This is a genomic window from Agrobacterium sp. Ap1 (assembly GCF_017313375.1).
Lineage (GTDB): Bacteria > Pseudomonadota > Alphaproteobacteria > Rhizobiales > Rhizobiaceae > Neorhizobium > Neorhizobium cellulosilyticum.
On record NZ_JAFLMY010000003.1, the window covers coordinates 196,285 to 222,175 of the forward strand.

26 protein-coding genes and 1 pseudogene are annotated in these 25,891 nt (G+C 59.1%); 19 read left to right on the forward strand and 8 right to left on the reverse strand.

All coding sequences use genetic code 11. The features are described 5' to 3' along the window. The first annotated feature begins 222 nt into the window (after window positions 1-222). The 8 genes from JZX87_RS07145 (at window position 223) to deoA (ending at window position 8,362) form a co-directional block, all read left to right on the forward strand. Window positions 223-1,215, forward strand: a complete 993-nt coding sequence (locus tag JZX87_RS07145; protein ID WP_206824862.1) for a BMP family lipoprotein — start codon at window positions 223-225, stop codon at window positions 1,213-1,215. A gap of 75 nt (window positions 1,216-1,290) precedes the next feature. Then, entirely contained in the window at window positions 1,291-2,817 is a 1,527-nt protein-coding gene (locus JZX87_RS07150) for an ABC transporter ATP-binding protein (RefSeq protein ID WP_206824864.1), read from the forward strand. 79 nt (window positions 2,818-2,896) lie between these two features. Continuing rightward, window positions 2,897-4,000, forward strand: a complete 1,104-nt coding sequence (locus tag JZX87_RS07155; protein WP_206824865.1) for an ABC transporter permease — start codon at window positions 2,897-2,899, stop codon at window positions 3,998-4,000. A 2-nt stretch (window positions 4,001-4,002) separates the two neighbouring features. Next, the gene (locus tag JZX87_RS07160; protein WP_206824866.1) at window positions 4,003-4,974 is read left to right on the forward strand and encodes an ABC transporter permease; all 972 of its coding nucleotides are present in this window, start codon (window positions 4,003-4,005) and stop codon (window positions 4,972-4,974) included. A 4-nt stretch (window positions 4,975-4,978) separates the two neighbouring features. Next, window positions 4,979-5,371: a cytidine deaminase gene (locus JZX87_RS07165; RefSeq protein WP_148146125.1), complete on the forward strand. Its 393-nt coding sequence runs from the start codon at window positions 4,979-4,981 to the stop codon at window positions 5,369-5,371. Further along, window positions 5,368-6,165, forward strand: a complete 798-nt coding sequence (locus JZX87_RS07170) for a purine-nucleoside phosphorylase (protein WP_148146124.1) — start codon at window positions 5,368-5,370, stop codon at window positions 6,163-6,165. The genes JZX87_RS07165 and JZX87_RS07170 overlap by 4 nt, the downstream gene beginning before the upstream one ends. Window positions 6,166-6,271: 106 nt before the next feature. After that, the gene (deoC, locus tag JZX87_RS07175; protein ID WP_206824867.1) at window positions 6,272-7,042 is read left to right on the forward strand and encodes a deoxyribose-phosphate aldolase; all 771 of its coding nucleotides are present in this window, start codon (window positions 6,272-6,274) and stop codon (window positions 7,040-7,042) included. Window positions 7,043-7,051: 9 nt separating this feature from the next. Then, window positions 7,052-8,362, forward strand: a complete 1,311-nt coding sequence (gene deoA / locus JZX87_RS07180; RefSeq protein WP_206824873.1) for a thymidine phosphorylase — start codon at window positions 7,052-7,054, stop codon at window positions 8,360-8,362. 8 nt (window positions 8,363-8,370) lie between these two features. On the opposite strand, the gene JZX87_RS07185 is transcribed toward deoA, so the two are convergent. The 7 genes and pseudogenes from JZX87_RS07185 to JZX87_RS07215 form a co-directional block, all read right to left on the reverse strand. Beyond that, entirely contained in the window at window positions 8,371-8,904 is a 534-nt protein-coding gene (locus JZX87_RS07185; RefSeq protein ID WP_206824881.1) for a TIGR02281 family clan AA aspartic protease, read from the reverse strand. 116 nt (window positions 8,905-9,020) lie between these two features. Continuing rightward, entirely contained in the window at window positions 9,021-9,650 is a 630-nt protein-coding gene (gene upp / locus JZX87_RS07190) for a uracil phosphoribosyltransferase (protein ID WP_148146120.1), read from the reverse strand. Between the two features lie 100 nt (window positions 9,651-9,750). Further along, a pseudogene (locus tag JZX87_RS07195) lies at window positions 9,751-10,732 on the reverse strand (adenosine deaminase). Then, window positions 10,729-11,949 (reverse strand): phosphopentomutase, encoded by a 1,221-nt coding sequence (locus tag JZX87_RS07200; protein ID WP_206824883.1) that lies wholly within the window; start codon window positions 11,947-11,949, stop codon window positions 10,729-10,731. Before JZX87_RS07200 ends, JZX87_RS07195 begins: the two are co-directional and overlap by 4 nt. 140 nt (window positions 11,950-12,089) lie before the next feature. Further along, window positions 12,090-12,680, reverse strand: a complete 591-nt coding sequence (locus JZX87_RS07205; protein ID WP_206824884.1) for a TadE/TadG family type IV pilus assembly protein — start codon at window positions 12,678-12,680, stop codon at window positions 12,090-12,092. Beyond that, window positions 12,680-13,276: a TadE/TadG family type IV pilus assembly protein gene (locus JZX87_RS07210; protein WP_206824886.1), complete on the reverse strand. Its 597-nt coding sequence runs from the start codon at window positions 13,274-13,276 to the stop codon at window positions 12,680-12,682. The genes JZX87_RS07205 and JZX87_RS07210 overlap by 1 nt, the downstream gene beginning before the upstream one ends. A 122-nt stretch (window positions 13,277-13,398) precedes the next feature. Next, window positions 13,399-13,806: a pilus assembly protein N-terminal domain-containing protein gene (locus tag JZX87_RS07215; RefSeq protein WP_206824887.1), complete on the reverse strand. Its 408-nt coding sequence runs from the start codon at window positions 13,804-13,806 to the stop codon at window positions 13,399-13,401. A 394-nt stretch (window positions 13,807-14,200) separates the two neighbouring features. On the opposite strand from JZX87_RS07215, the gene JZX87_RS07220 reads away from it, so the two are divergent. From JZX87_RS07220 to JZX87_RS07265, 10 genes are all read left to right on the forward strand, one after another. Beyond that, window positions 14,201-14,377 (forward strand): Flp family type IVb pilin, encoded by a 177-nt coding sequence (locus JZX87_RS07220; RefSeq protein WP_148146114.1) that lies wholly within the window; start codon window positions 14,201-14,203, stop codon window positions 14,375-14,377. A 98-nt stretch (window positions 14,378-14,475) separates the two neighbouring features. Next, complete coding sequence (locus JZX87_RS07225) at window positions 14,476-14,997, forward strand: A24 family peptidase (RefSeq protein WP_183823756.1); 522 nt, start codon at window positions 14,476-14,478, stop codon at window positions 14,995-14,997. 119 nt (window positions 14,998-15,116) lie between these two features. Next, window positions 15,117-15,917 (forward strand): Flp pilus assembly protein CpaB, encoded by an 801-nt coding sequence (gene cpaB, locus JZX87_RS07230; RefSeq protein ID WP_206825115.1) that lies wholly within the window; start codon window positions 15,117-15,119, stop codon window positions 15,915-15,917. Window positions 15,918-15,932: 15 nt separating this feature from the next. Continuing rightward, window positions 15,933-17,414, forward strand: coding sequence for a type II and III secretion system protein family protein (locus tag JZX87_RS07235; RefSeq protein ID WP_183823754.1), 1,482 nt, complete (start codon window positions 15,933-15,935; stop codon window positions 17,412-17,414). Between the two features lie 59 nt (window positions 17,415-17,473). Beyond that, window positions 17,474-18,160, forward strand: coding sequence for a CpaD family pilus assembly protein (locus JZX87_RS07240; RefSeq protein WP_148146111.1), 687 nt, complete (start codon window positions 17,474-17,476; stop codon window positions 18,158-18,160). 27 nt (window positions 18,161-18,187) lie between these two features. Next, window positions 18,188-19,480, forward strand: a complete 1,293-nt coding sequence (locus tag JZX87_RS07245; protein ID WP_210349003.1) for a CpaE/TadZ family protein — start codon at window positions 18,188-18,190, stop codon at window positions 19,478-19,480. A gap of 33 nt (window positions 19,481-19,513) precedes the next feature. Next, a complete protein-coding gene (locus JZX87_RS07250) occupies window positions 19,514-21,007 on the forward strand; it encodes a TadA family conjugal transfer-associated ATPase (RefSeq protein ID WP_206824888.1) in 1,494 nt (497 codons plus the stop codon). A gap of 21 nt (window positions 21,008-21,028) precedes the next feature. Then, window positions 21,029-22,042 carry a type II secretion system F family protein gene (locus JZX87_RS07255; protein ID WP_206824889.1) on the forward strand — a complete coding sequence of 338 codons (1,014 nt, stop codon included), beginning with the start codon at window positions 21,029-21,031 and terminating at the stop codon, window positions 22,040-22,042. A gap of 46 nt (window positions 22,043-22,088) precedes the next feature. Continuing rightward, a complete protein-coding gene (locus JZX87_RS07260; RefSeq protein ID WP_183993146.1) occupies window positions 22,089-23,027 on the forward strand; it encodes a type II secretion system F family protein in 939 nt (312 codons plus the stop codon). Window positions 23,028-23,080: 53 nt separating this feature from the next. Then, window positions 23,081-23,509, forward strand: a complete 429-nt coding sequence (locus JZX87_RS07265; protein ID WP_206825117.1) for a GFA family protein — start codon at window positions 23,081-23,083, stop codon at window positions 23,507-23,509. A gap of 3 nt (window positions 23,510-23,512) precedes the next feature. On the opposite strand, the gene JZX87_RS07270 is transcribed toward JZX87_RS07265, so the two are convergent. Beyond that, window positions 23,513-24,358, reverse strand: coding sequence for a tetratricopeptide repeat protein (locus JZX87_RS07270; protein ID WP_183992869.1), 846 nt, complete (start codon window positions 24,356-24,358; stop codon window positions 23,513-23,515). 131 nt (window positions 24,359-24,489) lie between these two features. Here JZX87_RS07270 and JZX87_RS07275 point away from each other — a divergent pair, with 131 nt between their 5' ends. Then, window positions 24,490-25,890 carry a leucyl aminopeptidase family protein gene (locus JZX87_RS07275; protein WP_206824890.1) on the forward strand — a complete coding sequence of 467 codons (1,401 nt, stop codon included), beginning with the start codon at window positions 24,490-24,492 and terminating at the stop codon, window positions 25,888-25,890. Window position 25,891 lies beyond the last annotated feature (1 nt).

A 25,891-nucleotide genomic window follows, 5' to 3' on the forward strand; every position in this document is an offset into this window, starting at 1 on the left:
AATATGATTTGAGCGCCGCGGATTTGTGCAGGTCCGCGGCAAATTCATGCAGGCTGCCAAAGGGATAGGCGTTTTTACCGGATGAAAAAAATCTGGTGAATTTTTCTGGCGCACATGCAAGAGTAGGTATAGCCAAGCCTTCAAAGAGGGGGCGGTAACCGCATGGCGTTCGCTGGTCGGACCCGCGGGAGGACCTAACATTAAAAAAAGCAAGGCTGCACCATGAAGAAAACCTTTTTGAGCCTTCTCGCCGTAGCTGCGATGTCGACGACAGCGCTGGCCGCCGAGATCAAGCCGGCGCTGGTCTATGGCACCGGTGGTAAATTCGATAAATCCTTCAACGAGGCCGCCTATGCCGGTGCCGAAATGTACAAGAAGGAAACCGGCACCGATTATCGCGATTTCGAGCCGACAAGCGACACGCAGGGCGAGCAGGCTATTCGCAACTTCGCAAGCCGTGGCTATAACCCCGTTATCGCGGTTTCCTTCGCCTGGACTTCGGCCATGGAAAAGGTTGCTGCTGAATTTCCCGACACCAAATTCGTCATCGTCGACTCGGTCGTCGATCTGCCGAACGTTCGTTCCGTTGTCTATAACGAAGCGGAAGGCTCCTATCTCGTCGGCCTTCTCGCTGGCATGGCCTCCAAGACCGGCAAGGTCGGCTTCGTCGGTGGCATGGATATCCCGCTGATCCGCAAGTTCGGCTGTGGTTATGTTCAGGGCGCCAAGTCCGTGAAGGCCGATATGCAGGTCTTCCAGAACATGGTCGGCACGACCGGCGCTGCCTGGAACGACCCGGTTCGCGCAGGCGAGCTCACCAAGAACCAGATCGACCAGGGCGCCGACGTCATTTACGCGGCAGCCGGTGCATCGGGTCTGGGCGTCATGCAGACCGCTACCGACAACAAGAAGCTCTCGATCGGCGTCGATTCGAACCAGAACCATGTACATCCGGGTTCGGTTCTGACCTCGATGGTCAAGCGCGTCGATCTGGCGGTCTATAACGCCTACAAGGATACTGCAGCCGACAAGTTCACCGCCGGTGTCCAGTCCAACGGCATCAAGGATGGCGGCGTTGTTGCAGCCATGGACGACAACAACAAGGCTCTGATCACGCCGGAAATGCAGTCCGCGCTCGATAAGGCAAAGGCCGATATCATTGCCGGCACCGTCAAGGTGCATGACTACATGACGGACAATTCCTGCCCGATGTAAGTCAAGGATCGAAGGGGCGCATGGTGGAACTGCCGCCATGCGCCCTTTTTGCATATCAAGAGCAAGGTCGGACCATTGAGCCTTCAGTCTTCAGCGAATGAGCCCGCGATCGAACTTGTCGGCATCGACAAGAAATTCGGCGCAGTCCATGCGAACAAGAACATCAACCTTTCCGTCGGCAAGGGATCCATCCACGGCATTATCGGCGAAAACGGTGCCGGCAAGTCGACGCTGATGTCGATCCTTTATGGTTTCTACCATGCCGACGAGGGTGAGATCCGCATTCAGGGCAAGCCGGTCGCGATCCGTGACAGCCAGGCCGCGATTGCGGCGGGCATCGGCATGGTCCACCAGCATTTCATGCTGGTGGAGAATTTCACCGTGCTGGAAAACGTCATGCTCGGCGCCGAAGGCGGGCAGTTGCTTGCCAAGGGTGTGGCAGGCGCGCGCAAGGAGCTGAAGCGGCTGGAAAAGGATTACGGCCTGGAGGTCGATCCGGATGCGGTGATCGAGGAACTGCCGGTCGGCAGCCAGCAGCGTGTCGAAATCCTGAAAGCGCTCTATCGCGGTGCCGAAATCCTCATTCTCGATGAGCCGACGGGTGTTCTGACCCCGGCCGAAGCCGATCACCTCTTCCGCATCCTCCAGGTCCTGCGCGATCAGGGCAAGACGATCATTCTCATCACCCACAAGCTGCGCGAGATCATGGCGATCACCGATACGGTTTCGGTCATGCGCCGCGGCGAGATGGTCGCCACCCGCAAGACGGCCGAGACGACGGTCGCCGAACTCGCCGAGCTGATGGTCGGCCGCCGCGTCCTGCTGCGTGTCGAAAAGGGCGACGCCAATCCCGGCCCGGTGCTTCTGTCGGTGAAGAACCTGACGGTGAAGGACAGCCGTGGCGTCACCATGGTCGACGACGTCTCCTTCGATGTCCGCGCCGGAGAAATCGTCGGCATCGCCGGTGTTGCTGGCAACGGGCAGTCTGAGCTGCTCGAAGCGCTTGCCGGCATCCGCAAGCCTGTCTCGGGAGAAATCCTGATCGACGGCAAGCCGGTAGGCGCTGCCGATCCCGCCCTGCTGCGCCAGCTCGGCCTCGCGCACATTCCCGAAGATCGCCACCATATGGGGCTGGTGCTGAAATTCGAGGAATACGAAAACTCCATCCTCGGCTATCACCACGATCCGCGTTACGGCCGCGGCGCGATGCTGGATCTCGACGCAATTCGAAAGAGCGCCGAGGAGCAGATCGAAAAATACGATATCCGCCCGCCGAACCCGCGGCTGAAGACTGCCAATTTCTCCGGCGGCAACCAGCAGAAGATCGTCGTTGCCCGCGAGATCGAGCGCGATCCGAAAATGCTGCTGATCGGCCAGCCGACTCGCGGCGTCGATATCGGCGCGATCGAATTCATTCACCGGCGCATCATCGAGATGCGCGATGCCGGCAAAGCGGTGCTTCTGGTCTCCGTCGAACTTGATGAGATCCGTTCGCTGTCGGATCGCATCCTCGTCATGTTCGCCGGCAAGGTCGTCGGCGAAAAAACGTCGGATGCGGATGAGCAGACACTTGGTCTGATGATGGCGGGGATCGCAGCGTGACGGTCTCTGTTTCTAATAGAATTTCGGAGTATGGGATGTACGAGGCACGGATCGGAACCGGGCAAACGGGGAGGGGCGCATGAGCACGGCGTCTGTTCCATTGCCCGCCTGGATCAATTATGGCGTCATTCCGCTGTTGAACCTCATTCTCGCCTTCTTCTTCTCCGGCCTCGTCGTCTGGGCGATCGGCGAAAACCCGTTCGAGGCGCTGAATTTCCTCATTCAGGGTGCGCTCGGTCGCGGTGATGCGATTGGCTTCACCCTGTTTTATGCCACGAGCTTCATCTTCACCGGCCTTTCGGTCGCCGTCGCCTTCCATGCCGGCCTGTTCAACATCGGCTCCGAAGGTCAGGCCTATGTTGGCGGTCTCGGGGCTGCTCTGGTTGCGCTCTCGCTCGATCATTACGTGCCGTGGTACGTGACCATGCCTTTTGCGGTTGTCGGCGCGGCGCTCTTCGGTGCCGCCTGGGCTTTCATTCCCGCCTGGCTGCAGGCCAAGCGCGGCAGTCACATCGTCATCACCACCATCATGTTCAATTTCATCGGCGCGGCGCTGATGGTCTATCTTCTGGTCAACGTCTTCATCGTGCCGGGCAAGATGGCGCCGGAAACCCGCACCTTCCTGCCTGGCGGGCAGCTGCCCAAGCTCGACTGGCTGATGGCGCTGTTCGGTCTGAAACTCGGTCCGGCGCCTTTCAACGTCTCCTTCATCATCGCGCTGGTGATGTGTTACCTCGTTTGGCTGCTCATCTGGCGCACCAAGCTCGGTTATGAGATGCGCACGCTCGGCATCAGCCCGACAGCCGCGGTCTATGCCGGCATTCCTTACGTCCGCACCGTCATCATCGCCATGCTCATCTCCGGCGGCCTTGCCGGCATGATGTCGCTCAATGCGGTCATGGGCGCCTCGGCCCGTCTTCAGGTAGAGTTTGTCGCCGGGGCAGGTTTTGTCGGCATTGCCGTTTCGCTGATGGGACGCAGCCATCCGGTCGGCATCATTCTCGCAGCCATCCTCTTCGGCATCCTCTATCAGGGCGGTGCGGATCTCTCCTTCGAAATGCCAAATATCACCCGCGACATGATCGTGGTCATCCAGGGTCTGGTCATCTTCTTTGCCGGTGCGCTGGAATACATGCTGCGCCCGGCCATGGTGCGGCTCTACCAGACGGCGAGGGGGAAGTAGCCATGGAATATTTCGATACTTTCGTCAGCATTCTGGGCTCGGCCATCCGCCTGTCCATCCCGCTGCTCTTCACCGCACTGGCAGGTCTGTTCTCCGAGCGCGCCGGTATTTTCGACATCGGCCTTGAAGGCAAGATGCTGGCATCCGCCTTCGCCGCCGCCTGCGTCGCCTATTGGACCGGCAATGCCTGGGCAGGTCTCGGCGCAGGCATTCTGGTTTCGATCATCTTTTCGCTGCTGCACGGCTTTGCCTCGATCACCAACCGCGGCAACCAGATCGTCTCCGGCGTGGCGCTGAACTTCATCGCGGCAGGCCTGACGATCGTGCTCGGCACCGCCTGGTTCAACCAGGGCGGCCGCACCGGCCAGGTGCCGGCGGAAGGGCGCTTCTCCGGCATCATCCTGCCGGGTGCCGACATGATGCGCGACGTGCCGATCATCGGTCCGCTTTACGCCAATGTCATTTCCGGCAACAACATCCTCACCTATATCGCTTTCCTGATGGTACCGCTCTCCTGGTGGGTGCTCTATCGCACCCGTTTCGGCCTGCGCCTTCGCGCCGTCGGCGAAAATCCCGGCGCGGTCGATACGGCAGGCGTATCGGTCGTCTGGCTGCGCTATCGCGCGCTGATCGTCACCGGTTTTCTCGCAGGCTTCGCCGGCACCTATCTGTCGATCGCCCAATCCGCCGCCTTCATCAACAACATGTCGGCCGGCAAGGGTTACATCGCGCTCGCCGCGCTGATCTTCGCCAAGTGGAAGCCGGTGCCGGTCATGTTCGCCTGCCTGCTCTTCGGTTTCCTCGATGCCTTCGCCAATTTCATGCAGGGCAAGTCGCTGCCGATGATCGGCGAGGTTCCGGTGCAGATCTTCCAGGCGCTGCCCTATATCCTCACCTGCGTCCTGCTTGCCGGCTTCATCGGCGTCGCCCGTCCGCCCAAGGCCGGCGGTGTTGCCTATACAAAGGAGCGCTGAAGACATGTCACACGAACTGTTCGAAGCCGCCCGCGAGGCGATGACCAAGGCTCATGCGCCCTATTCCAAGTTCCCGGTCGGTGTTGCGTTGAAGGCGGATGACGGAAAAGTCTATCTCGGCGCCAATATCGAGAACCTCTCCTTCCCTCAAGGCTGGTGCGCCGAGCCGACGGCGATCGGCGCCATGGTCATGGGCGGCGGAAAGAAGATCGTCGAACTGGCGGTGATTGCCGAAAAGCTGCCGCTCTGCACTCCCTGCGGCGGCTGCCGCCAGAAGATCTCGGAATTCGCTTCGGCCGATACGCGGATCTATCTCTGCGATGAGGCAGGCGTGGCGAAGACCGTCACCATGGCCGAACTTCTGCCTTATGCTTTCGAAACGGATGTCATCGGATGACGACGGTAACCGATCTACTGGTCGAGCGACTGGATGGCCTCGTGCCGCGCGTGGCGATTGTGCTGGGTTCCGGCTTGGGCTCGCTGGTGGAAGGCGTGACCGAGCAGGTCCGCATTTCCTACAGGGAACTTGAAGGTTTCCCGGTAAGCGGTGTTACTGGCCATGCGGGCGAACTGGTGGCGGGTTATCTCGGCAGCCAGCCGGTCATCATGCTGTCCGGCCGCGCCCATTATTACGAGCATGGCGATCCCAAGGCCATGCGGTTCCCCCTGCAGGTGCTAAAGGGCCTTGGCGTGCAGTCGCTGATCCTTACCAACTCGGCAGGGTCCGTGCGTGAAGACATGCCGCCCGGTTCGGTCATGCAGATCACCGACCATATCAACTATTCCGGCATGAACCCGCTGATCGGCGAACATGGCGATCAACGCTTCGTCGGCATGACCAGTGCCTATGATGCCGATCTGGCGCTCAAGATGCGCAATGCCGCGATCCTTGCCGGTGTGACGCTGTATCAGGGCGTCTACATGTGGTTCTCTGGCCCGAGCTTCGAAACGCCGGCCGAAATTCGCATGGCACGCACGCTCGGCGCCGATGCCGTCGGCATGTCGACCGTGCCGGAAGTCATCCTCGCCCGCTACTTTGGCTTGAAGGTGGCCGCCGCCTCGGTCGTCACCAATTACGGGGCGGGCATGACCGGTGCCGAGCTCAGCCACGAGGAAACCAAGGACATGGCCCCTGTCGGTGGTGCCCGGCTCGCCGCGGTCCTGCATGAAATGCTCAGCCGCGATGCCTGACTTATCAATGCCCTAGCGGCAAGATACCACATTTCGCGACCTATGCGGGTTGAATCAAATCGGTTCAACGCTAAAACTTGCACTTCAATCCACACCGGAGGACACCATGGAACTGCAGAGCCCGCGCGAGGCTGCGGCATTTGCCCTGTCTCTTCTCGACCTGACGAACCTGCGTGACGATTGCGACAATGCCGCGATCGAAAACCTGTGCCTTCGCGCGCAAACGCCTTACGGCAACAGTGCTGCGATCTGCATCTGGCCGCGCTTCATCGCCCATGCCCGTAGCATTCTCGGGTCCGGCCATCCGGTCAGAATCGCAACCGTCGTCAACTTCCCTTCCGGTGATCTTGCCGTTGCCGAAGTGGTCGAGGAAACGAAGAAGGCCGTCGAAGACGGTGCCGACGAGATCGATCTCGTCATTCCCTACAAGGCCTTCATCGCAGGCGATGAGGAGGCTGTCACGACGATGGTCGAGGCCGTCCGTGCCGCCTGCCTACAATCCACGCTCAAGGTTATTCTCGAAACCGGCGAAATCCGCGACATGGCGCTTGTCAGGCGCGCCTCCGAACTGGCGATTGCCGCCGGTGCCGATTTCATCAAGACCTCGACCGGCAAGGTGCAGGTCAATGCGACACTGGAAGCAGCAGATATCATGCTGCGGGCGATCCGCGAATCCAAAGCCAATGTCGGCTTCAAGCCGGCAGGCGGCATTTCAACGGTCTCCGATGCCGATCTTTATCTGAGACTTGCGGAAAGCATTCTGGGACCGAACTGGGTCATGCCCTCCACTTTCCGCTTCGGCGCTTCGAGCCTGCTCGATGACATTCTGGCGGTCTTGAGCGGAAGCACCGCGCCGCGCGCCGCCGCTGGCTATTGACGCACTGGCATGCTGCCGCAGGAAATCATCCGCCGTAAACGCGACGGCCACGGTCTTTCGAGAGAGGAGATCGCGGCCTTTGTGGCCGGCGTAACCGATAGATCAGTGTCGGAGGCGCAGGCAGCGGCCTTTACCATGGCTGTCTTCTTTCGGGGAATGTCCCGAAATGAGACGGTAGGTCTGACGCTTGCCATGCGCGACAGCGGCTCCGTCCTGAAATGGGACAGCGTCGATCGACCTATCGCCGACAAGCATTCGACCGGCGGCGTCGGCGACAATGTCTCGCTGATGCTCGCCCCCATAGCGGCTGCCTGCGGTCTCGCGGTCCCGATGATTTCGGGTCGCGGCCTTGGCCATACCGGTGGCACGCTCGACAAGCTGCAATCCATTCCGGGTTACGACATCGCGCCGGATCAGGCGCGTTTTGCAAGGGTCATGCAGGAAGTCGGGTGTGCGATCGTCGGCCAGACATCGGATTTGGCGCCCGCCGACCGGCGGCTTTATGCCATCCGTGACGTCACCGCGACGGTCGAATCCGTGCCGCTCATCACTGCCTCGATCCTGTCGAAAAAGCTAGCCGCCGGCCTGCAGTCCCTGCTGATGGACGTGAAGGTCGGCTCGGGCGCCTTCATGCAGGATATCGGCGAGGCCCGTATTCTGGCCCGTTCGCTGGTCGATGTCGCAAACGGCGCAGGCGTTCCGACCGTTGCACTCATCACCGATATGAACGAGCCGTTGGCCGATGCCGCAGGCAATGCGCTGGAAGTGATGAACTGCGTCGATTTTCTCGCCGCCCGGAAGGCGGGAACGCGGCTTGAGACGGTCGTGCTGGCTGAAGTCGCTGAAATGCTGGTTCGGGCGGGCCTCGCATCGACCGTTGAAGAGGGCAGGGGCATGGCGCGCTCGGCTCTTTCGTCAGGCCGTGCCATGGAAATTTTCGCTCGCATGGTTCATGCGCTCGGCGGTCCTGCCGATTTCTGCGAGCGCCCGGAAGCCTATCTGCCGAAAGCGCCTGTCATTCTGGATATCCTGGCCCCGGCTGCCGGTTATCTTGCCGCCTGCGATGGTCGGACCCTCGGGCTTGCGGTCGTGGATATGGGCGGAGGCCGCCGGAAGACCACCGACACGATCGATCACAGCGTCGGCTTCGATCACATCCTGCCGCTGGGTTCCACCGTCGAAAAGGGGCAGCCGATCGCACGCGTTCACGCGGCATCCCGGGAACAGGCGAAACGCGCAGGCGAGGCTTTGCTTGCGAGCTACACAATCGCGGCGAGCCCGCCGGAGCCTTCGCCGGCCATCATCGAGCGGATCGGTTGATCTCCGGCTCAGTTGGCAAGTGTCAGGCTGCCGCCTTTGACCTGGTAGGATTTCAGCTTCGTCAGAAAACTCATGCCGACCAGCGTGTCGCTCAGCGCTTCGTCGCGCAGCACCATGGCATCGACATCGCGCACCCGCACATTGCCGATCTCCACACGGTCGAGAACGATATGCGCGGCCTGCGTCTGCCCGTTCGCCGTCTGCATCGGGTAACGGAAGTCGAGGCTGTTTGCGCCATAACCCAGCATCCGCGCCGTGCGTTCGTTGATCGCCACCACTGAAGCGCCGGTATCCACCAGGCCGGTAACGGACTTGCCGTTCAGCTTGAATGTACCGATGAAATGCCCGCGTCCATCAGCGTTGAGAACCATCGTCCCCGGAGTAAGCGATGCGGCCTGAGGAGTTGCCGCGATCTGTGATCTTGGGGCGGGCGCCTGCACCGCCGGCTCCTGCTGTGCCGGGCCTGTGTGTTCGAGCAGGGCAGGGATCTGCGTCGCCACGACGATGGCGACGGCTGCGAACATGGCGGTGCGAATAAGCATGGGTCGATCCCTTACGTTCAGGCAAAACATGCTAGGCCGCAATGGTTACGAAAAGGCGGCCTGACCCTTTCGGGCCGGCCGTCTTCTTCATCATTGGTTAGGAAATCCTGAAAACCTTATTTCGTGCCGTACATGCGGTCGCCAGCATCGCCGAGACCCGGCACGATATAGCCCTTCTCGTTCAGATGGCTGTCGATCGATGCCGTGTAGATCTTCACGTCCGGATGGGCTTCCTGGAAATTCTTGATGCCTTCCGGTGCAGCCAGCAGGCAGAGGAAACGGATGTTCGTCGCACCGCGCTCCTTGAGCTTCTGGATTGCGGCGATTGCCGAATTGCCGGTCGCTAGCATCGGGTCGACGACGATCAGCAGGCGCTCGTCGAGACCATCCGGAGCCTTGAAGTAATATTCCACCGGCTGCAGCGTATCGTGGTCGCGGTAAAGACCGATGTGAGAGACGCGGGCCGAAGGAACCAGTTCGAGCATGCCTTCCAGAAGGCCGTTGCCCGCACGCAGGATCGAAACGAAGACCAGCTTCTTGCCTTCCACGATCGGCGACTGCATCTCGGTGATCGGCGTCTCGATCGTTTCCATCGTCAGCTCGAGATCGCGGGTTACTTCGTAGCAGAGAAGCATCGAGATCTCGCGCAGCAGTCTGCGGAAACCGGCGGTCGACGTCTCCTTCTTGCGCATGATCGTCAGCTTGTGCTGCACCAGCGGATGATTGATGACTGTGACGCCGTCCATGACCTTTTATCCTTTTCGTTGCTTGTCTCTTCTTTTTCGAAAAACGTCTTGTTCTGCAAGGGGCGAGATCATGCTCCATGCATGATCCCCAGCCTGTACCTCAGGTTTGCGCGTCGAAACGCTGCAGCAATCCTGCTTTCGTCTCTGCATCGGTGAATGCGGCTTCAAGCGCCGTTCGTGTCATCTTGTTGATCTCCGCATCGCTCATGCCCATCACCTGCGCGGCAATTTCGTATTCGCGGGCAAGCGACGTGTCGAAGAAGGGCGGGTCGTCGGAATTGATGCAGACCTTCACTCCGGCTGCCTTGAGCCGTTTCAGGGGATGGCTGTCGAAATCGGCAAAGACGCCAAGCGCGATATTCGAACCGGGGCAGACTTCCAGCACCGTGCCGAGTTCGGCCAGCCGTGCCACCAGCGCCTCGTCCTCGATCGCCCTGACACCATGGCCGATACGCGCCGGCTTCACCAAATCCAGCGCATCCGTCACGCTGAATGGCCCGCACACTTCGCCTGCATGGATGGTGAGACCCAGCCCTGCATCGCGGGCGATGTCGAAGGCGCGGGCGTAGTCAGCCACGCGTCCCATGCGTTCCTCGCCTGCCATGTTGAAACCGGTGACCAGAGGGTTTTTCGCCCGCGCAGCATATTCGGCTGCCGAAATGACCCGCTCGGGTCCAAAATGCCGCTCGCCGGTGACGATGATCCGCGCCTCGATGCCGGTCTTTTCCTTCGCAGCAAGAATTCCGTCGCAGATACCGGCGAGATAGGCATCCGCGCCAAGCCCGATCCGGTCGCCATGATCCGGCGACACGATGATCTCGCTATAGATCGTGTTGATTGCGGCGAGTTCGGAAAGATAGGCTTCAGTCAGAAGCGCATAGTCTTCTTCCGTGCGGAAAAGGGCAGCCACCGCGTCATAGGCGACCAGGAATTCGGAAAAGTCGCGCCATTGATAGGCACCGTCCTGCAGGAATGCGCTGGTGTCGACACCGTATTTGCGTGCCTGCTTTTCCGTCACGCTCGGGGGGGGCTGCCCCCTCGATATGGCAGTGGATCTCGGCCTTCAGAAGATGTTGCGTCACAGGAAACTCCATCCATGCCGGCCTGCGGGAATGCCGAGATGTGCGGCGATCGTCTCGCCGATATCGGCATAGGAGGACCGGACCCCGATCGAGCGGGTGCGGATACCGGGACCAAAGGCCATGATCGGCACGCGCTCGCGGGTATGGTCCGTGCCGCGCCAGGTCGGATCGCAGCCATGGTCGGCAGTCAATATCACCAGATCACCCGGTTTCAGCCTCCGGTGAAAATCCGGCAGGGTCAGGTCGAAAGCCTCGAGCGCTGCGGCATAACCGGGCACGTCGCGACGATGGCCGTAGATCATGTCGAAATCGACGAAATTGGTGAAGACCAGATCGCCATCCGCCGCCTCGTCCATCGCGGCAAGCGTCGCTGAAGTCAGCGCCGCATTGCCGTTCGCCTTGATCACGCGGGACACGCCCTGATGCGCGAAGATATCGCCCACCTTGCCGACGGCGTGAACGCTGCGGCCGGCTTCCACCAGCCGGTCGAGCAATGTCGGCTCCGGCGGAAGCACGGAGAAATCGCGCCGGTTGCCGGTCCTCTCGAAAGTCTCAGCCGTCTCGCCGGTGAAGGGGCGCGCAATCACGCGGCCGATATTGAGCGGGTCAAGCAGGCCGCGCACCACCTGGCAAAGCGCGATCAGCCGCTCCAGCCCGAAATGCGTCTCATGTGCGGCGATCTGGAAGACGCTGTCGCTCGATGTGTAACAGATCGGCTTGCCCGTCCTGACATGCTCCTCGCCAAGCCTTTCGATGATTTCGGTTCCCGAAGCGTGGCAATTGCCGAGAATGCCGGGGATTTCGCCATCGCGGCAGATCGCCTCCACCAGTTCCGGCGAAAAAGCATCGCCTTCGGTCGGGAAATAACCCCAGTTGAACATGACGGGGGTACCGGCGATCTCCCAATGCCCGGACGGCGTATCCTTGCCGTTCGACAACTCGCTCGCCGCGCCATAAAGCCCGAACAGCCGCTCTGGAAGCGGCATGCCGACTGGATAATTGCCGCTCGCCATCTTGGCGATATCCATCAGCCCGAGCGAGGTCATGTTGGGAAGCTTGAGCGGTCCCTCTCGTAGGCCCGCCCGGTCGGCCGCTCCGGCGGCGCAGAATTCTGCGATATGGCCGAGCGTGTTGGATCCCAGGTCGCCGTAATCGGCTGCGTCTCGCGCGCCGCCGACGCCGAAGGAATCAAGTACGAAGAGAAAGGCTCGCGCCATCTGTCACCAGTGATCTGAATGCCGTCTTGTCCGACCTCGTGGTCGAACTGAATCGCGTAACATATAGTTCGTGGATGCGGTTGGCAAAGACCTCGGCTGGTCGGTTGGGAAGCGTCGAAGAGCTTATCGGCCTCGAAGTCTCAGCACCCGTCACAGGTGATGCTGGTTCCCACACGCTGGCGATAATAAAACTCGCGGTTCAGCGTGATGGTTTGCAGGCTGCTCGGCATCAGCCCGGGCATAAACATCAGCAGTTGGTGTGTGACCGAAACCTCGGCCCGAACCAGAAACGTGCTGGCCGAACGCATGTCGGTTGGCACGTTGACCGCGGAGCCATTGGAATAGGGCCGGCTGCCGTCTTGCGCCCAGGACCAGGCCACAGTTGGATTGCTCGAAGCATCTATTGTGACGCCGGTAATCTTCATTTTCAGATTTTGAGGCTGGTAAGGCGTGAAAATGGCGTTTGCGACGCTCGTCATCTGCTGCAGGTCGCTTGTTGTAACCTTCGCCTGTTGCGTTACGAGATCTGCGACCGTGCTGGCCGTGCGGGTTACCCGCTTCGATACGCTGAGACCAATCGTCAATTCGAAAGAGGTGATGTAAAGGAAAAGCAGAAGTGGCGCGATCAGAGCGAATTCCACTCCTCCTATACCCCGCACATCTGCCGCGAAGCGCCGCATCTGCTCCGTCAGCGGTAGTCGCGAGAGAATTTTTTGCAATTTCGCCCGCATCACGGATAATCCTCATTCCTGAAAGCAGAGGTTTCCACGATCAGGAAGTAATTGGATCCACTGGTCGGGCGGATGTTGGAAATATACGGGCGAAGCAAATCGGTCGTGACGTCCCACTTGTAGTAGGCACGCAGCATGTTCTTGGTGCCAGATCCGCCCGGAGCAAAGCCAAGGCCTGCCGTATTGAGATCTCCGTTTGCCATCGGGATCGTCGTCGGCATGTCGGAGAAATTCGTATAGGGCTTTGCGTCGATAAACAGCTTGTTGGCTTTGGCGATCTCGGCTTCGCTGCACTGGATCAGGATCGAGATTTCACCGCAAAAGGCGCGGCGGAATTGGGTCTCGTTCATGTAGGTGGAAGCGGTACTGCTCGTGACTGTGATATTGCCGGTCCGCAGCTTGCGGCCCATCGTGTCGACGGCATTGGCGACCAGTTGCTCGGCCGTGTAGGCCACGAATGTCTCTACGATGGCAAAGACAATGAGAAAATAGGGAATAGCAAGCAGTGCGAACTCAATCGCCGCGGCACCGTCTTTCGAGCGAAAGAGCCTCTTCAAGCCGGATTGTGGTGCTTTCGGCGAAGTCGAGCCGGTCATTGGCGAGCGATCCTGATGCGTCTCTTCCTGACCGCTTGAGCGGCGAAAGTGATTACGGACCATAATCAACGATTATTGAAAATCCGTTTCGCAACTGATGCAAATTGGTGCAGTCGAGATGGTCAGGGTGCCTTCGCGGTTGTGTCGAACTCGGCATGCTGCTCGCAGTTCGGTGTACAGGAAAGCACGGTCCGTTCGGTCTGTTTGAATACCCGTACCGTATTGCCTTCGTCGATGGAAACGAGAACCCGCTCGTCGGCAATCGCATTGCCATCCTGGTCAAGCAGCACGAGATTGGTCGTGCCGAAGCTGCGCCCAGTAAGAACAATCGTTGTTGCATCCGCCACCGTCGCATCTGCAACTTCCGAATTACCAACGATGACCTTAGCGACCGGGCGGTCAAGCTTGAGCACGCGCGCCTGATTCATGAATACGCGCAACACGTCCTGTTTGTCATCGGCAGTGGATATGTCTGCGCTTAAAAGGCTTGAAGCAAGCGTGAAGGCGGCCAGTACAAGACGCAGCGCCATATTTAAGGTCCCCGGGCGGATTTCGATGTGAATAGAAGATGACCTTGATTGGTGAATGAAGCCTTAAGCTGCGGGGTAAGGCCGGCTCCGTTGCACCCTGATCATCGCCATATGCGGGCAAAATTGCTGTGCTTGGCCAGGCCGGATCAATTAACTACCTGAATTATATGTACTTCAATTGTTGGGTCAGAGTCTTCTTGTTACTCAAAAATGCTCTGAATTTCTGTCAGGTTCTATTTACCAAAGTGCTCCGAACTGCCTCGATTAACGATCGGGTAACGTTCCTCTTTAAGCGGTTGGCAATCGTCCGGCTGTAGTTTCCACGTCAACCGAGCAACGGAAAAACAGTTGTCGGTAAGTGCTGAACAACAATTGTGTGGAGTAGGAGAGTCCAATGACCAAGATTTTCGCTCGTTTTCGTAAAGATGAGTCCGGCGCAACTGCCATCGAATATGGCCTGATTGCTGCTCTCATTTCCGTTGCTATCATCGCTGGCGCTTCCACGCTGGGCAATACGCTCAACGCTGCCTTCATCAACATCTCCAACAAGGTTTCGAAGCCGAACGGCTAATATTCCTTGCCGCCGTCGTTTGGCACCGAAGACATTGGTTAAAGCCGTCCCGTGTAGGGCGGCTTTAAGCCGTTTCCAGCGATCTCGGGAAAAACTCTATGCTGAATGACATCGTCGCCGTTCTTGTACTAGCTGCCTTTCCTGCAGCCTTGGCTGCTGCGGCGATGAGCGATTTTCTCACGATGAAGATATCCAACCGGCTGTCGTTGGCTTTGGTTGCTGCTTTTCTCGTTCTTGCGCCGCTCGTGGGCGTGACGATGGTCGATCTGGGCCTTAGCCTCGTGGCCGCTCTCATTGTTTTTGCAGTTTGCTTTGCTTTGTTCGCCGCCAATATCATGGGTGGCGGCGATGCCAAGCTTTTGACCGCGGCCAGCCTCTGGTTCGGCTTTGACCAGTCGCTTATCGCCTTTCTCGTTCTGGTGGCCTATTCTGGCGGCGCTGTGACCCTGCTTTTCCTGTTTCTACGGGTCAAAGCCGATCTTGTAATGTCGATCGGCATCCCGCTGCCCGTATCGATCGTTGGTACCAACAAGATCCCTTATGGCATTGCCATTGCGATGGGGGGCCTGATGGCATTTGGAACATCGCCAATTGCAATACTGGCACTCAAGGCCTTCTGACCCCGCTTAGATCTATCGCAACATTGCGTTAACCAGCATTCTAAGCTTCTCATTAACCATAATTACACCATTGCCGCCCATCCTGTCGCAAAGATCAAGGATTCTTCTGGGACATGGCAATGAAGCCCGCTCGCATCATCATTTTGACGGTGGCCGTCGTGGCTGCAGGCCTGGCCGGTCTGCTGGCAATGAACATGTCTGGCACACAGGCGCCCCAGCTGGTGGAAACGGTGGTGAAGGAGCCGACGATCAATGTTCTGGTTTCAGCCGATAACTTGCCGGTAGGCAGTCGTCTGAACGAGAAGTCTGTCGAATGGTTGAACTGGCCGCGCAGCGGTGTTGCGGAGGGCTTCATCACCAGCGAAGCGCGCCCTGATGCCGTCAAGGAGCTGGAAGGCTCTGTCGTCCGCCTTCCGATCTTCAAGGGCGAGCCTTTGAGAGCCGAGAAGGTTGCAGACTCTTCCAGCCGCATCATGTCTTCGCTTTTGCCCTCCGGCAAGCGTGCGGTCGCAACGGAAATATCGGTTGCAACGGGCGCTGGTGGTTTCGTTCTGCCGAACGACCGCGTCGATGTCATCATGGTCCGTCAAAACAAGGATACCGGTGGCGGTTATGTCACCGAGAACGTCCTTAACAACGTTCGCGTCCTGGCCATCGACCAGAACATCCAGGAAGCGCCCGACGGCAGCAAATCCGTTGTCGGCACCACCGCGACCCTCGAACTCACACCCGATCAGGCAAAGGTCATTGCCGTTGCACAGCAGATGGCTGAGCGACTGACGCTCGCCTTGAGGTCGGTGGCTGACGCACAGGAGGCGGACACGCAGGCCGCGGACTACCTTCTGCATGGCGGTGGCAAGGCGGATATTCAGGTCATCAAATCGGGGTCGATCATCACCGGCTCGACGCAGGCGAATTGAACGGAGCGATTGGTTATGATTTTGAAACGCAAGACCCGCGCAACCGTTTCGACCGGCCTGGCTTTCTGCCTGGCCTTTTCCGGCATTCCGGGCAGCTTTGCACCATCCTTCCTGACTGTTCCAAGCGCTTCTGCAGCCGATAGCGGAGTGATCCGCATTGCGCAGGGCGGTGTTGGGATCAAGCGGCGGCTGACGATCGGCCTGAACAAGGCACTGGTGATCGACCTTCCATCCGATGCCCACGACATTCTCGTGGCCGATCCCTCCATGGCCGATGCCGTCACCCGCACGTCGCGGCGCATCTATCTTTTTGGCAAGACGGTCGGTCAGACGAATATCTTCGTCTTCGGTCCGGGCGGCGAGGAAATTGTCACCCTCGACGTGGAGATCGAGCGCGATATTTCCGGCCTCGAGGCAAACCTCCGCCGTTTCTTGCCGGATTCGAACATCAAGGTCGAAATCGTATCCGACAACATCGTGCTTTCCGGCTCGGTGCGCACGCCGCAGGATTCTGCCAAGGCCGCGCAACTCGCCAATGCCTTCCTGAAGGGCGGTGAGGCGACCACGCGCGAAATCACGGCGACAAGTGGCAACAACGGCGGGGACTCCGCAATCTATGCCGAAGGTCGACAAACCTCGACGGTTGTGAACCTCCTTTCGATTGAAGGCGAGGACCAGGTCACGCTGAAAATCACCGTGGCAGAAATCCGTCGCGAGGTTTTGAAGCAGCTTGGTTTCGACAACACATTCACGCGTACCACGCCTTCCCGCAACGCCCTTGATGTCCTGACCGTCGAAGCCGGCACCCAAGGCCTGAATGGCACGATTGCCGGGCAGATCGGCAAGCTTGGCATTGAAACGGCGTTGAGCGCCCTGGAGCAGGCCGATGCGATCCGCACGCTTGCAGAACCGACACTGACGGCGATCTCGGGGCAGGCCGCAACATTCAATTCGGGTGGAGAACGTCTGTACTCCACCACCGGCGTCGATGGCGTGACCACTGTAACCCCTTATCAGTACGGCATCTCGCTTGCATTTACCCCGACGGTTCTGTCGTCCGGCCGTATCAGCCTGCGTATCCAGACACGGGTTTCGGAGCCTGTGCTCACGACGTCGGCAGCCGAATATCGCAAGCGCGATGCGGAAACGACGGTTGAACTTCCGTCCGGCGGCTCGCTCGCCCTGGCTGGTCTGATCCGCGATGATATCTCTCAGAGCATGAAGGGTACCCCGGTCGCCTCGAAGGTTCCGCTTGTCGGCGCGCTTTTCCGGGCAAAGACCTATGAGCGCAACGAGACCGAACTGGTCATCATCGCGACGCCTTATCTGGTCCGTCCGGTCAATCGCAACGAACTCTCTCGCCCGGATGACAATTTCCAGCCCGCCAGTGATGCCGAAAGCGTCTTCTTGGGACGGGTCAACAAGATCTATGGCCGTAAGGAGGCGTCCCCGCCGCCTGCGCCTTATCAGGGCAATGTCGGGTTCATCTACAAATGACGAAGCAAGCTCAGCTCCCAAACTTCGGCGGCAGCCGCTCGCAAGAAAGGCATCCATTCATGGATCCGAGAAAGACAACGCGATATTCGACGGGCCGCCTTTCGGCAGCGCTCGTCCTCGGCGCCGCAGCGCTGCTGTCTTCCTGCGCGGGCAAGGACAGCATGACCACCGGTTCCCTGCCGGACGATTACCGCACGCGCCACCCGATCGTGGTCGGCGAAGCGGAAAGAAAGATTGATATCCCGGTCGCCGCTGGTGATACCGGTCTCACGAAAGGCCAGTCGGAAGTCATCGCCGGTTTCATCGCGGAATACCGCCGGTCCTCGTCCGGCATTATCCAGATCATCACGCCGCGCGGATCGGCCAATGAAGGTGCGGTCGCGTCTGCCGCCTCCTCCACCCGCAAGCTGATGGTAAAGATGGGCGTTCCGGCCCAGAATATTCTGCAGGCGCATTTCCCCTCGGAATTCGGAGAATCCGCTCCCATGCGCCTGACCTATGTGGCGATTGCCGCCAAGACGGAGCAGTGCGGTACCTGGCCGGCCGACATGACGCTGAATATTCAAAGCAACAAGAACTACTATAATTTCGGTTGCGCCAACCAGAATAACCTTGCGGCCCAGATCGCCAATCCGAACGACCTTCTCGGCCCGCGCCGCATGACGCCGCCGGACGGAACGCAGCGCGGTCAGGTGATGGAGCGCTATCGCGAATCGTTCACCGAGCTCAAGGATATGGACGAATGATGAAGCGTAACGGTTGGGCCTAATCCGATGATAAGCACCGTTCAATACGACGTAAATGGACAGCCGTCGCAGGCTCATGATGCCGAGGAACATTCCTCGGCGCTCGATCTCGAATCCGTGCGGCCGTTGCCGCGGATCTCCATTCATGCCTTCTGCGAAAGCGAAGGCGTCCAGCATATGATCGACAAGATGTCGCGTGACCGGCGCATGGCAAAGGTCAACCTGCGTGTGACGAGCGGCGGCACAACGGCGGCCGCCAATATGTACACGTCTTCGCCGACCCCGAACCTGATCGTGCTGGAGACGGCGGCAGAGCCGCGCAATCTTCTTGCCGAACTTGCTCCTCTGGCAGAAGTCTGCGATCCTTCGACCCGCGTCATCGTCATTGGCCGTTACAACGATATCGCGCTTTATCGCGAACTGGTCCGCAACGGAATTTCCGAATATCTGGTGGCGCCCGTTCCGATGGTCGACATGATGGCAGCGATCTCCGCCATCTTCGTTGATCCGGATGCAGAGCCTTTGGGCAAATCGATCGCATTTATTGGCGCAAAGGGTGGGGTCGGTGCCTCGACGATCGCCCACAACTGCGCCTTCGGAATATCGAGCCTGTTTTCGACCGAGACCATTCTAGCCGATCTCGACCTGCCCTTTGGTACGGCCAACATCGATTTCGACCAGGATCCGATGCAGGGAATTTCCGAAGCGGTTTTTGCGCCGGAGCGCCTGGATGAGGTGTTTCTGGACCGTCTTCTGACGAAATGTTCGGATCATCTGTCGCTTCTTGCTGCGCCGTCGCTTCTCGATCGGGCTTACGACTTCGAAGGCCGCGCTTTCCAGCCCGTCATCGAAATCCTGCAGCGCAGCGCGCCGATCGCTGTTCTTGATGTACCCCACGCATGGAACGAGTGGACGACGTCGGTTCTTGCCGATGCGGACGAAGTTGTCATCTGCGCCGCGCCGGATCTCGCCAATCTTCGCAACACGAAGAACATTCTGGATGCGCTGAAGCAGTTGAGGCCAAATGACCGCGCACCGCATCTGGTTCTCAACCAGGTGGGAATGCCGAAGCGTCCCGAGATCAGCCCGTCCGATTTCACCGAGGCGCTGGAAATGGAGCCGATCGCCATTCTGCCGTTTGATTCAGCCCTTTTCGGCAATGCTGCCAATAGCGGCCGTATGATCTCGGAAATCGACGCCAAGTCTCCGGTTGCCGAAACCTTCTCGCAGATCGCTCACGTCGTCACGGGGCGCATCGCGGTCAAGAAGGCAAAGAAGGCTGGTCTCGGCAAGATTCTTGGCATGCTGGGACGAAAATAAGCGGCATCACGAAAGAGTTAGGTTTTAAGAAGCATGTTTGGAAAACGCGGAAACGACGGGTTTGGAAAGGGAGGCGCTGTCGCATCGCCGCCTGCGCCTCAATTTACGCCCGCGCCAGCCGCATCGACGGCCTCGGAAGCCCCAATCAGGTCGCCTGCTTCTGCTGACAACGCGGCGATGCGTCAGCCCGTGGCGCCGCCCCCGCTCGCTCCGGCCGCGCCCGCACGCAAGCGGCCGGCCCGCAACGACCAGTATTACGATACCAAAAGCCAGGTTTTCTCGGCGCTTATCGACACCATCGACCTGTCGCAGCTCGCAAAGCTCGATAACGAGAGCGCGCGCGAGGAAATCCGCGATATCGTCAACGATATCATCACGATCAAGAATTTTGCGATGTCGATCTCCGAGCAGGAAGAACTGCTTGACGATATCTGCAACGACGTTTTGGGCTATGGTCCGCTGGAGCCGCTGCTCGCCCGCGATGACATCGCCGACATTATGGTCAACGGTGCCGGGCAAACCTTCATCGAAGTGGCCGGCAAGACGATCGAATCGGAAATCCGTTTCCGCGACAACGCTCAGCTTCTGTCCATCTGCCAGCGTATCGTCAGCCAGGTGGGCCGACGCGTTGACGAAAGTTCGCCGATCTGCGACGCGCGTCTGCCTGATGGTTCGCGTGTCAACGTGATCGCTCCGCCGCTTTCGCTCGATGGCCCGGCTCTCACCATCCGTAAGTTCAAGAAGGACAAGCTGACACTCGACCAGTTGGTCAAATTCGGTGCGATCACGCCGGAAGGCGCTGTTCTGCTCCAGATCATCGGTCGTGTCCGCTGCAACGTCGTCATTTCCGGCGGTACCGGGTCGGGCAAAACCACCCTTCTGAACTGCCTGACGCGTTATATCGATCTGGATGAACGCGTTATCACCTGCGAGGATACTGCCGAACTGCAACTCCAGCAGCCGCATGTTGTGCGCCTTGAAACCCGCCCGCCAAATATCGAAGGCGAAGGCGAGATCACCATGCGCGATCTGGTCAAGAACTGCCTGCGTATGCGCCCCGAACGTATCATCGTCGGCGAAGTACGTGGACCGGAAGTCTTCGACCTCTTGCAGGCGATGAACACCGGCCATGACGGTTCCATGGGGACGATCCACTCCAATACGCCGCGCGAATGCCTGAGCCGTATGGAATCGATGATCGCCATGGGCGGTTACACGCTGCCCGCCAAAACTGTACGCGAGATCATCAGCGGATCGGTCGACATCATCATTCAGGCGGCACGTCTTCGTGACGGCTCGCGCCGGATTACCCAGGTCACCGAAGTGATCGGCATGGAAGGCGACGTTATCATCACGCAGGATCTGATGCGTTACGAGATGGATGGCGAGGACGCGAACGGGCGGATTATTGGCCGCCATGTTTCCACCGGCATCGTCAAGCCGCATTTTTGGGACCGTGTTCGCTATTTCGGTGAAGAGCGCCGCCTCACGGCAGCACTCGACGCCATGGAAACCTCCAAGGATTGAGACGGTTGAGAGGCAGTTCGCATGTTCGGGCTTGATTTGACCATGCTGTTGATCGTTCTTCTGGCTGCCATATCGGCGGCCTTGGTGGCCTATGCGCTGTTGTTCTCACGCCTGGAGACCGAAAAGAAGGCCGGTGCCCGATTGACGCGAGTGAAGGCCGCCGAAAGCGATCTGGGCAAGGCCAAGGCCGCGCGTGATCGCGTTCAGGAACTGTCCAAGCGCCGCAAATCCCTGCAGGATTCTCTGAAGGATCTGGAAAAGAAGCAGCAGGAAAAGAACAAGTATATTGGCGACAACAGCCTGAAATCGCGGCTTGCCCAGACGGGCATCGCGGTGACGATGGGGCGTTTTTATGCCATGTCTGCTGGCCTTGGTATCCTGGCGTCCCTGGTTGCGCTGATCATTGGCATGCCCTTGCTGGCCTCGCTTGGCGCCGGTTTCGTTTTTGCATTCGGCTTCCCGCGCTGGGTCATCGGTTTCCTCATCAAGCGGCGGCGCAACAAGTTTCTTGAGGAGTTCCCCAACGCCCTGGACGTGATGGTTCGCTCGATCAAGTCCGGCCTGCCGCTCAATGACGCGATCCGGCTGATTGCTGCGGATGGCAGGGAGCCTGTAAAGCGGGAATTCCAGCGCGTTGTGGAATCGCAGAAGGTAGGCCTGAGCATTCCCGATGCCTGTGCGCGCATGCTGCAGACCATGCCGCTTTCCGAAGTCAGTTTCTTCTCTATCGTCATCGCGATCCAGAGTCAGGCCGGCGGCAATCTTTCCGAGGCGCTCGGCAATCTTGGAAAGGTGTTACGCGAACGCCGGAAGATGAAAGCCAAGGTCAGTGCACTTTCGATGGAGGCCAAGGCCTCTGCCGTCATCATCGGCGCACTTCCGTTCATCGTCGCGACGCTCGTCTATCTCACCTCGCCGCAATACATGATGATCCTCTTCACCGATCCGCGCGGGCATATCATCATGCTTGTATCGGGAGTGTGGATGTCGATCGGCATCCTTGTGATGCGCAACATGATCAACTTCGAAATCTGAGGAGCGGACGGTGAAGGATCTTGCTGCAGCTATCACCGAGCCAACCATGATCTTCGCAGTTCTGGTAGCGCTTGCCGTTTTTGCAACGCTCTATTCTCTGGCTGCGCCCTTCATGGAGCGCGGCGATCTCGATAAGCGCATGAAGGCAGTATCCACCGAACGGGAACAGATGCGTGCCCGCGAACGGGCTCGGATGAATGCGGATGGCAAAGCAAGTCTGCGAACCCAGAACAATCAGTCGGTCCGCCAGATCGTCGAACGCTTCAACCTGCGCGAAGCACTGGTCGACGAAGGCACGCTGAACAAGCTGCGCGCAGCGGGATTGAGATCACAGAACGCTCTGAACATGTTCCTCGTGGCGCGTTTTCTTCTGCCCTTCCTGTTTTTGATCCTCGCGGCAGTCTGGGTATTCGCACTTGGTAACCTGGCCTCCAAACCGATAGGGATCCGGATTCTCGCGGTTGTCGGCTTCGCCTATGTCGGGTTCTACGCACCGAACATCTTCGTTTCCAACAAGGTCGGAAAGCGTCAGAAGTCGATCAAGCGTGCCTGGCCCGACGCGCTTGATCTGATGCTCATCTGCGTCGAATCCGGCAACTCGATCGAAGCCGCCATGCGTCGCGCGGCGGAAGAAATCGGCACGTCTTCGCCTGAACTTGCCGAAGAACTGGCGCTGACGACGGCGGAACTTTCCTTCCTGCAGGACCGCAGGACCGCACTCGAAAATCTCGGGAACCGCACGCAGCTCGATATAGTTCGTTCGGTCGTACAGGCTTTGATTCAGGCGGATCGATACGGCACGCCGGTGTCGCAGGCGCTGCGCGTTCTCGCTCAGGAGAGCCGCGACGAACGCATGAATGAGGCGGAAAAGAAGGCTGCAGCCCTGCCGCCCAAGCTCACAGTTCCGATGATCCTGTTCTTTCTGCCGGTCCTCGTTGCGGTTATTCTTGGCCCTGCAGGTATCCAGGTCTCCAGCAGATTCTAATCGCTATCGCGTTCCCTTATGGATAAATCCTTTCTGCCGGAGGATACGTTATGCTGAACGACGATCTCGATGAGATTGATGGTGCCTGCCACTGTGGGACGGTAAGATTTCACGTGCGATTGGCCAATGGCTTGCGCAGCGCTCGACGTTGCACCTGCTCCTACTGCAGAATGCGTGGAGCGATCGCGGTTTCGGCAAATCTCGACGATATTCAGATCGTGTCAGGCGAAGCGGCACTGACGCTCTATCAATTCAACACGAAGACCGCGAAGCACTATTTCTGTTCGGTCTGCGGTATCTATACCCATCATCAGCGGCGATCGAATCCGCAGCAGTATGGCGTCAACGTTGCCTGCCTGGAAGGTATCAGCCCGTTCGATTTTCTGTCCGTGACGGTAAACGATGGCGTGTCGCATCCTTCGGATGGCACTGTTCCCGGTAAGTCCGGTCGCGCCGGCGTGCTGAAGTTCATTCCCGAATAGGGATCAGTTTACGGCCGATTTAGCCGGCTTGTCCTTGTCGGCAAGCTTTGCCCAGGAATTCTGCTGGGAGAGCATCGAGCGCAGATAAGTGACGTTGGTATTCGCCTGTTGCTGCGAAAGTTCCTTGCGGGCGATGGTTTCCGCTTCCGAGAAGCGTCCCTGCAATCCGACTACCAGCGCGAGGTTCTGCCGCACGCGGCTGTCGGCAGCTGGCTGCTGGGCAGCGTTGCGCATATAGGTTTCCGCGGTCTTCAGGTCGCCCGATAGAACATAGGACATGCCGAGATTGGACATGATGCTTGGTTCGTTCGGTTGGGTCTGCAATGCCGAGCGATATTTCTGCCGGGCTTCCTCCGAGCGTCCGAGCTGGTCGAGCACGGCGCCTTCAGCCGACATCAGTCGCCAGTCAGGATGATCCGGTGTCTGGGCTCTGCCAATCGTACCGAGCGCCTGTTCGAGCTGGCCGGCTGCCGCCTGGGCCTTGCCATAGGCTGCAAGTACCTGTCGGTCACTGGGATTGGCAATTGCTACCTGCTGCATTACGGCAAGCGCCTGGGCATGTTTGCCAGTCATGCCCAGCACTGTGGCATAACGTAGCCCGATATCGCGGTTTTTCGGGTCCTTGACATAGGCGCCGCCGATAGCCCGCTCGGTTTCGGCCAGTTGCGCAGCATCCATATTGTCTAGCGGTGCCGAAGACGTCTTCGGGATAGAACCGGTGGTAATCGTGTCGCGTTTCGTGGTGTTGCAACCGCTCACGGCCATTGCCAGGCAGATGAGGATCGCGGCATGAGCCACGGACGAGCGTGAAATGGATGAACGCGGGGAGAATGTCTTCGATGCAGTCATCATGGTCTCGTCGGTCGTTGCCCTGCCGTCTTCCAGGGCAATGAAGAGTGGCGCATTTCCCATCCAGCAATAAACTGTTAACCCTAACGAATTGTTAAGACCAATGATTCCCGAAGGTTATCAAAGCTGCCATGACGCCTTTCCAGCATATCCATCGCCCCTCGTTTTTCGCACCTGCAGGCGCTGTCACCAAGCCCGTGACTGCGGTTACGCCAGCCGATCTGGAAGGCGGAACGCTTCCGCCCGATGCCGCTGACTGGGTAAAAGCATCAGGTTTTAAGGCCGACGCGGGCTCTGTTCTCGTCGTCCCCGGTGAAGGAGGATCGATATCCCGAGTGCTTTTTGGTCTCGGCAGCGATCGGGCCGAATCGCCTTTCCTGACCGGCAGGCTTGCAAAGCTCCTTCCCCCTGGCGACTGGTCGATCGACGTGCAAGGTATCGCTGCGGATCACCTGGCTCTTGGCTTTGGTCTCGGCAGCTATTCATTCGCCAAATACAAATCCGAAAAACCAAGGGATGCACGGCTTGCGGTTTCCGGTGATGCCGATGCCGTGGATATCGAAAGGCAGCTTGCCGGTGTTCTGCTCGCGCGCGATCTCATCAACACGCCGACCAATGACATGGGCCCGGATAATCTTGAGGCGACGTTCCGGGCGCTTGGCGAACATTACGGTGCGCTTGTCACCTCGATCGTTGGTGACGATCTCCTGGAGAAGAACTTTCCGCTGATCCACACGGTCGGCCGGGCGAGCGCGGTTGCCCCACGCCTGCTGGAGATGCGCTGGGGCACAAAGGGAAATCCGCGTGTCACGCTCGTCGGCAAGGGGGTTTGCTTCGATACCGGCGGCCTGGATATCAAGACCGCGACCGGAATGGCCCTTATGAAGAAGGACATGGGCGGTGCCGCCAATGTCATGGGGCTTGCTTTGATGATCATGGATGCAGGTCTGCCCGTCGACCTGACAGTCCTGGTTCCGGCTGTCGAAAACTCGATCTCCTCGAATGCTTTCCGTCCGGGCGATATCTACAAGAGCCGCAAGGGCATCACCGTCCAGATCGACAATACCGATGCCGAAGGCCGCTTGGTGCTTGCCGATGCGCTCGCCTACGCCGACGAAACCCCACCGGATCTCTTGATCGACATGGCGACGCTCACAGGCGCCGCCCGTGTGGCGCTTGGACCGGAACTTGCGCCGTTCTTTACCGATGACGAGGACTTGGCGGGCAAGCTGTCACTGGCGGCGAAAGAGGCTGCTGATCCGGTCTGGCGCATGCCGCTCTGGATGGGCTACGACAAGGATCTGCGCACTCGTGCGGCCGACATCACCAATTCGCCCTCTGGCGGCATGGCAGGTTCGATCAATGCGGCCTTGTTCCTCAAGCGCTTCGTCACGGCATCGCCAAGCTGGATCCATTTCGACATTTACGGATGGAACCCGTCCGAAAAACCGCATGCCCCGGTGGGTGGGGAAGCCTTCGCCATCCGGGCGCTCTATCGCGTCATCCGCGACATGGCGCAAGCCGGGAAGTGAA

What these genes read in the sequence shown, in the direction of transcription:
- JZX87_RS07145 (WP_206824862.1), top strand. Translation starts at nt 223, where the DNA reads ATGAAGAAAACCTTTTTGAGCCTTCTCGCCGTAGCTGCGATGTCGACG.
- JZX87_RS07155 (WP_206824865.1), top strand. Translation starts at nt 2,897, where the DNA reads ATGAGCACGGCGTCTGTTCCATTGCCCGCCTGGATCAATTATGGCGTC.
- JZX87_RS07160 (WP_206824866.1), top strand. Translation starts at nt 4,003, where the DNA reads ATGGAATATTTCGATACTTTCGTCAGCATTCTGGGCTCGGCCATCCGC.
- JZX87_RS07165 (WP_148146125.1), top strand. Translation starts at nt 4,979, where the DNA reads ATGTCACACGAACTGTTCGAAGCCGCCCGCGAGGCGATGACCAAGGCT.
- JZX87_RS07170 (WP_148146124.1), top strand. Translation starts at nt 5,368, where the DNA reads ATGACGACGGTAACCGATCTACTGGTCGAGCGACTGGATGGCCTCGTG.
- deoC (WP_206824867.1), top strand. Translation starts at nt 6,272, where the DNA reads ATGGAACTGCAGAGCCCGCGCGAGGCTGCGGCATTTGCCCTGTCTCTT.
- deoA (WP_206824873.1), top strand. Translation starts at nt 7,052, where the DNA reads ATGCTGCCGCAGGAAATCATCCGCCGTAAACGCGACGGCCACGGTCTT.
- JZX87_RS07185 (WP_206824881.1), bottom strand. Translation starts at nt 8,904, where the DNA reads ATGCTTATTCGCACCGCCATGTTCGCAGCCGTCGCCATCGTCGTGGCG.
- upp (WP_148146120.1), bottom strand. Translation starts at nt 9,650, where the DNA reads ATGGACGGCGTCACAGTCATCAATCATCCGCTGGTGCAGCACAAGCTG.
- JZX87_RS07200 (WP_206824883.1), bottom strand. Translation starts at nt 11,949, where the DNA reads ATGGCGCGAGCCTTTCTCTTCGTACTTGATTCCTTCGGCGTCGGCGGC.
- JZX87_RS07205 (WP_206824884.1), bottom strand. Translation starts at nt 12,680, where the DNA reads ATGCGGGCGAAATTGCAAAAAATTCTCTCGCGACTACCGCTGACGGAG.
- JZX87_RS07210 (WP_206824886.1), bottom strand. Translation starts at nt 13,276, where the DNA reads ATGACCGGCTCGACTTCGCCGAAAGCACCACAATCCGGCTTGAAGAGG.
- JZX87_RS07215 (WP_206824887.1), bottom strand. Translation starts at nt 13,806, where the DNA reads ATGGCGCTGCGTCTTGTACTGGCCGCCTTCACGCTTGCTTCAAGCCTT.
- JZX87_RS07220 (WP_148146114.1), top strand. Translation starts at nt 14,201, where the DNA reads ATGACCAAGATTTTCGCTCGTTTTCGTAAAGATGAGTCCGGCGCAACT.
- JZX87_RS07225 (WP_183823756.1), top strand. Translation starts at nt 14,476, where the DNA reads ATGCTGAATGACATCGTCGCCGTTCTTGTACTAGCTGCCTTTCCTGCA.
- cpaB (WP_206825115.1), top strand. Translation starts at nt 15,117, where the DNA reads ATGAAGCCCGCTCGCATCATCATTTTGACGGTGGCCGTCGTGGCTGCA.
- JZX87_RS07235 (WP_183823754.1), top strand. Translation starts at nt 15,933, where the DNA reads ATGATTTTGAAACGCAAGACCCGCGCAACCGTTTCGACCGGCCTGGCT.
- JZX87_RS07240 (WP_148146111.1), top strand. Translation starts at nt 17,474, where the DNA reads ATGGATCCGAGAAAGACAACGCGATATTCGACGGGCCGCCTTTCGGCA.
- JZX87_RS07245 (WP_210349003.1), top strand. Translation starts at nt 18,188, where the DNA reads ATGATAAGCACCGTTCAATACGACGTAAATGGACAGCCGTCGCAGGCT.
- JZX87_RS07250 (WP_206824888.1), top strand. Translation starts at nt 19,514, where the DNA reads ATGTTTGGAAAACGCGGAAACGACGGGTTTGGAAAGGGAGGCGCTGTC.
- JZX87_RS07255 (WP_206824889.1), top strand. Translation starts at nt 21,029, where the DNA reads ATGTTCGGGCTTGATTTGACCATGCTGTTGATCGTTCTTCTGGCTGCC.
- JZX87_RS07260 (WP_183993146.1), top strand. Translation starts at nt 22,089, where the DNA reads ATGATCTTCGCAGTTCTGGTAGCGCTTGCCGTTTTTGCAACGCTCTAT.
- JZX87_RS07270 (WP_183992869.1), bottom strand. Translation starts at nt 24,358, where the DNA reads ATGACTGCATCGAAGACATTCTCCCCGCGTTCATCCATTTCACGCTCG.
- JZX87_RS07275 (WP_206824890.1), top strand. Translation starts at nt 24,490, where the DNA reads ATGACGCCTTTCCAGCATATCCATCGCCCCTCGTTTTTCGCACCTGCA.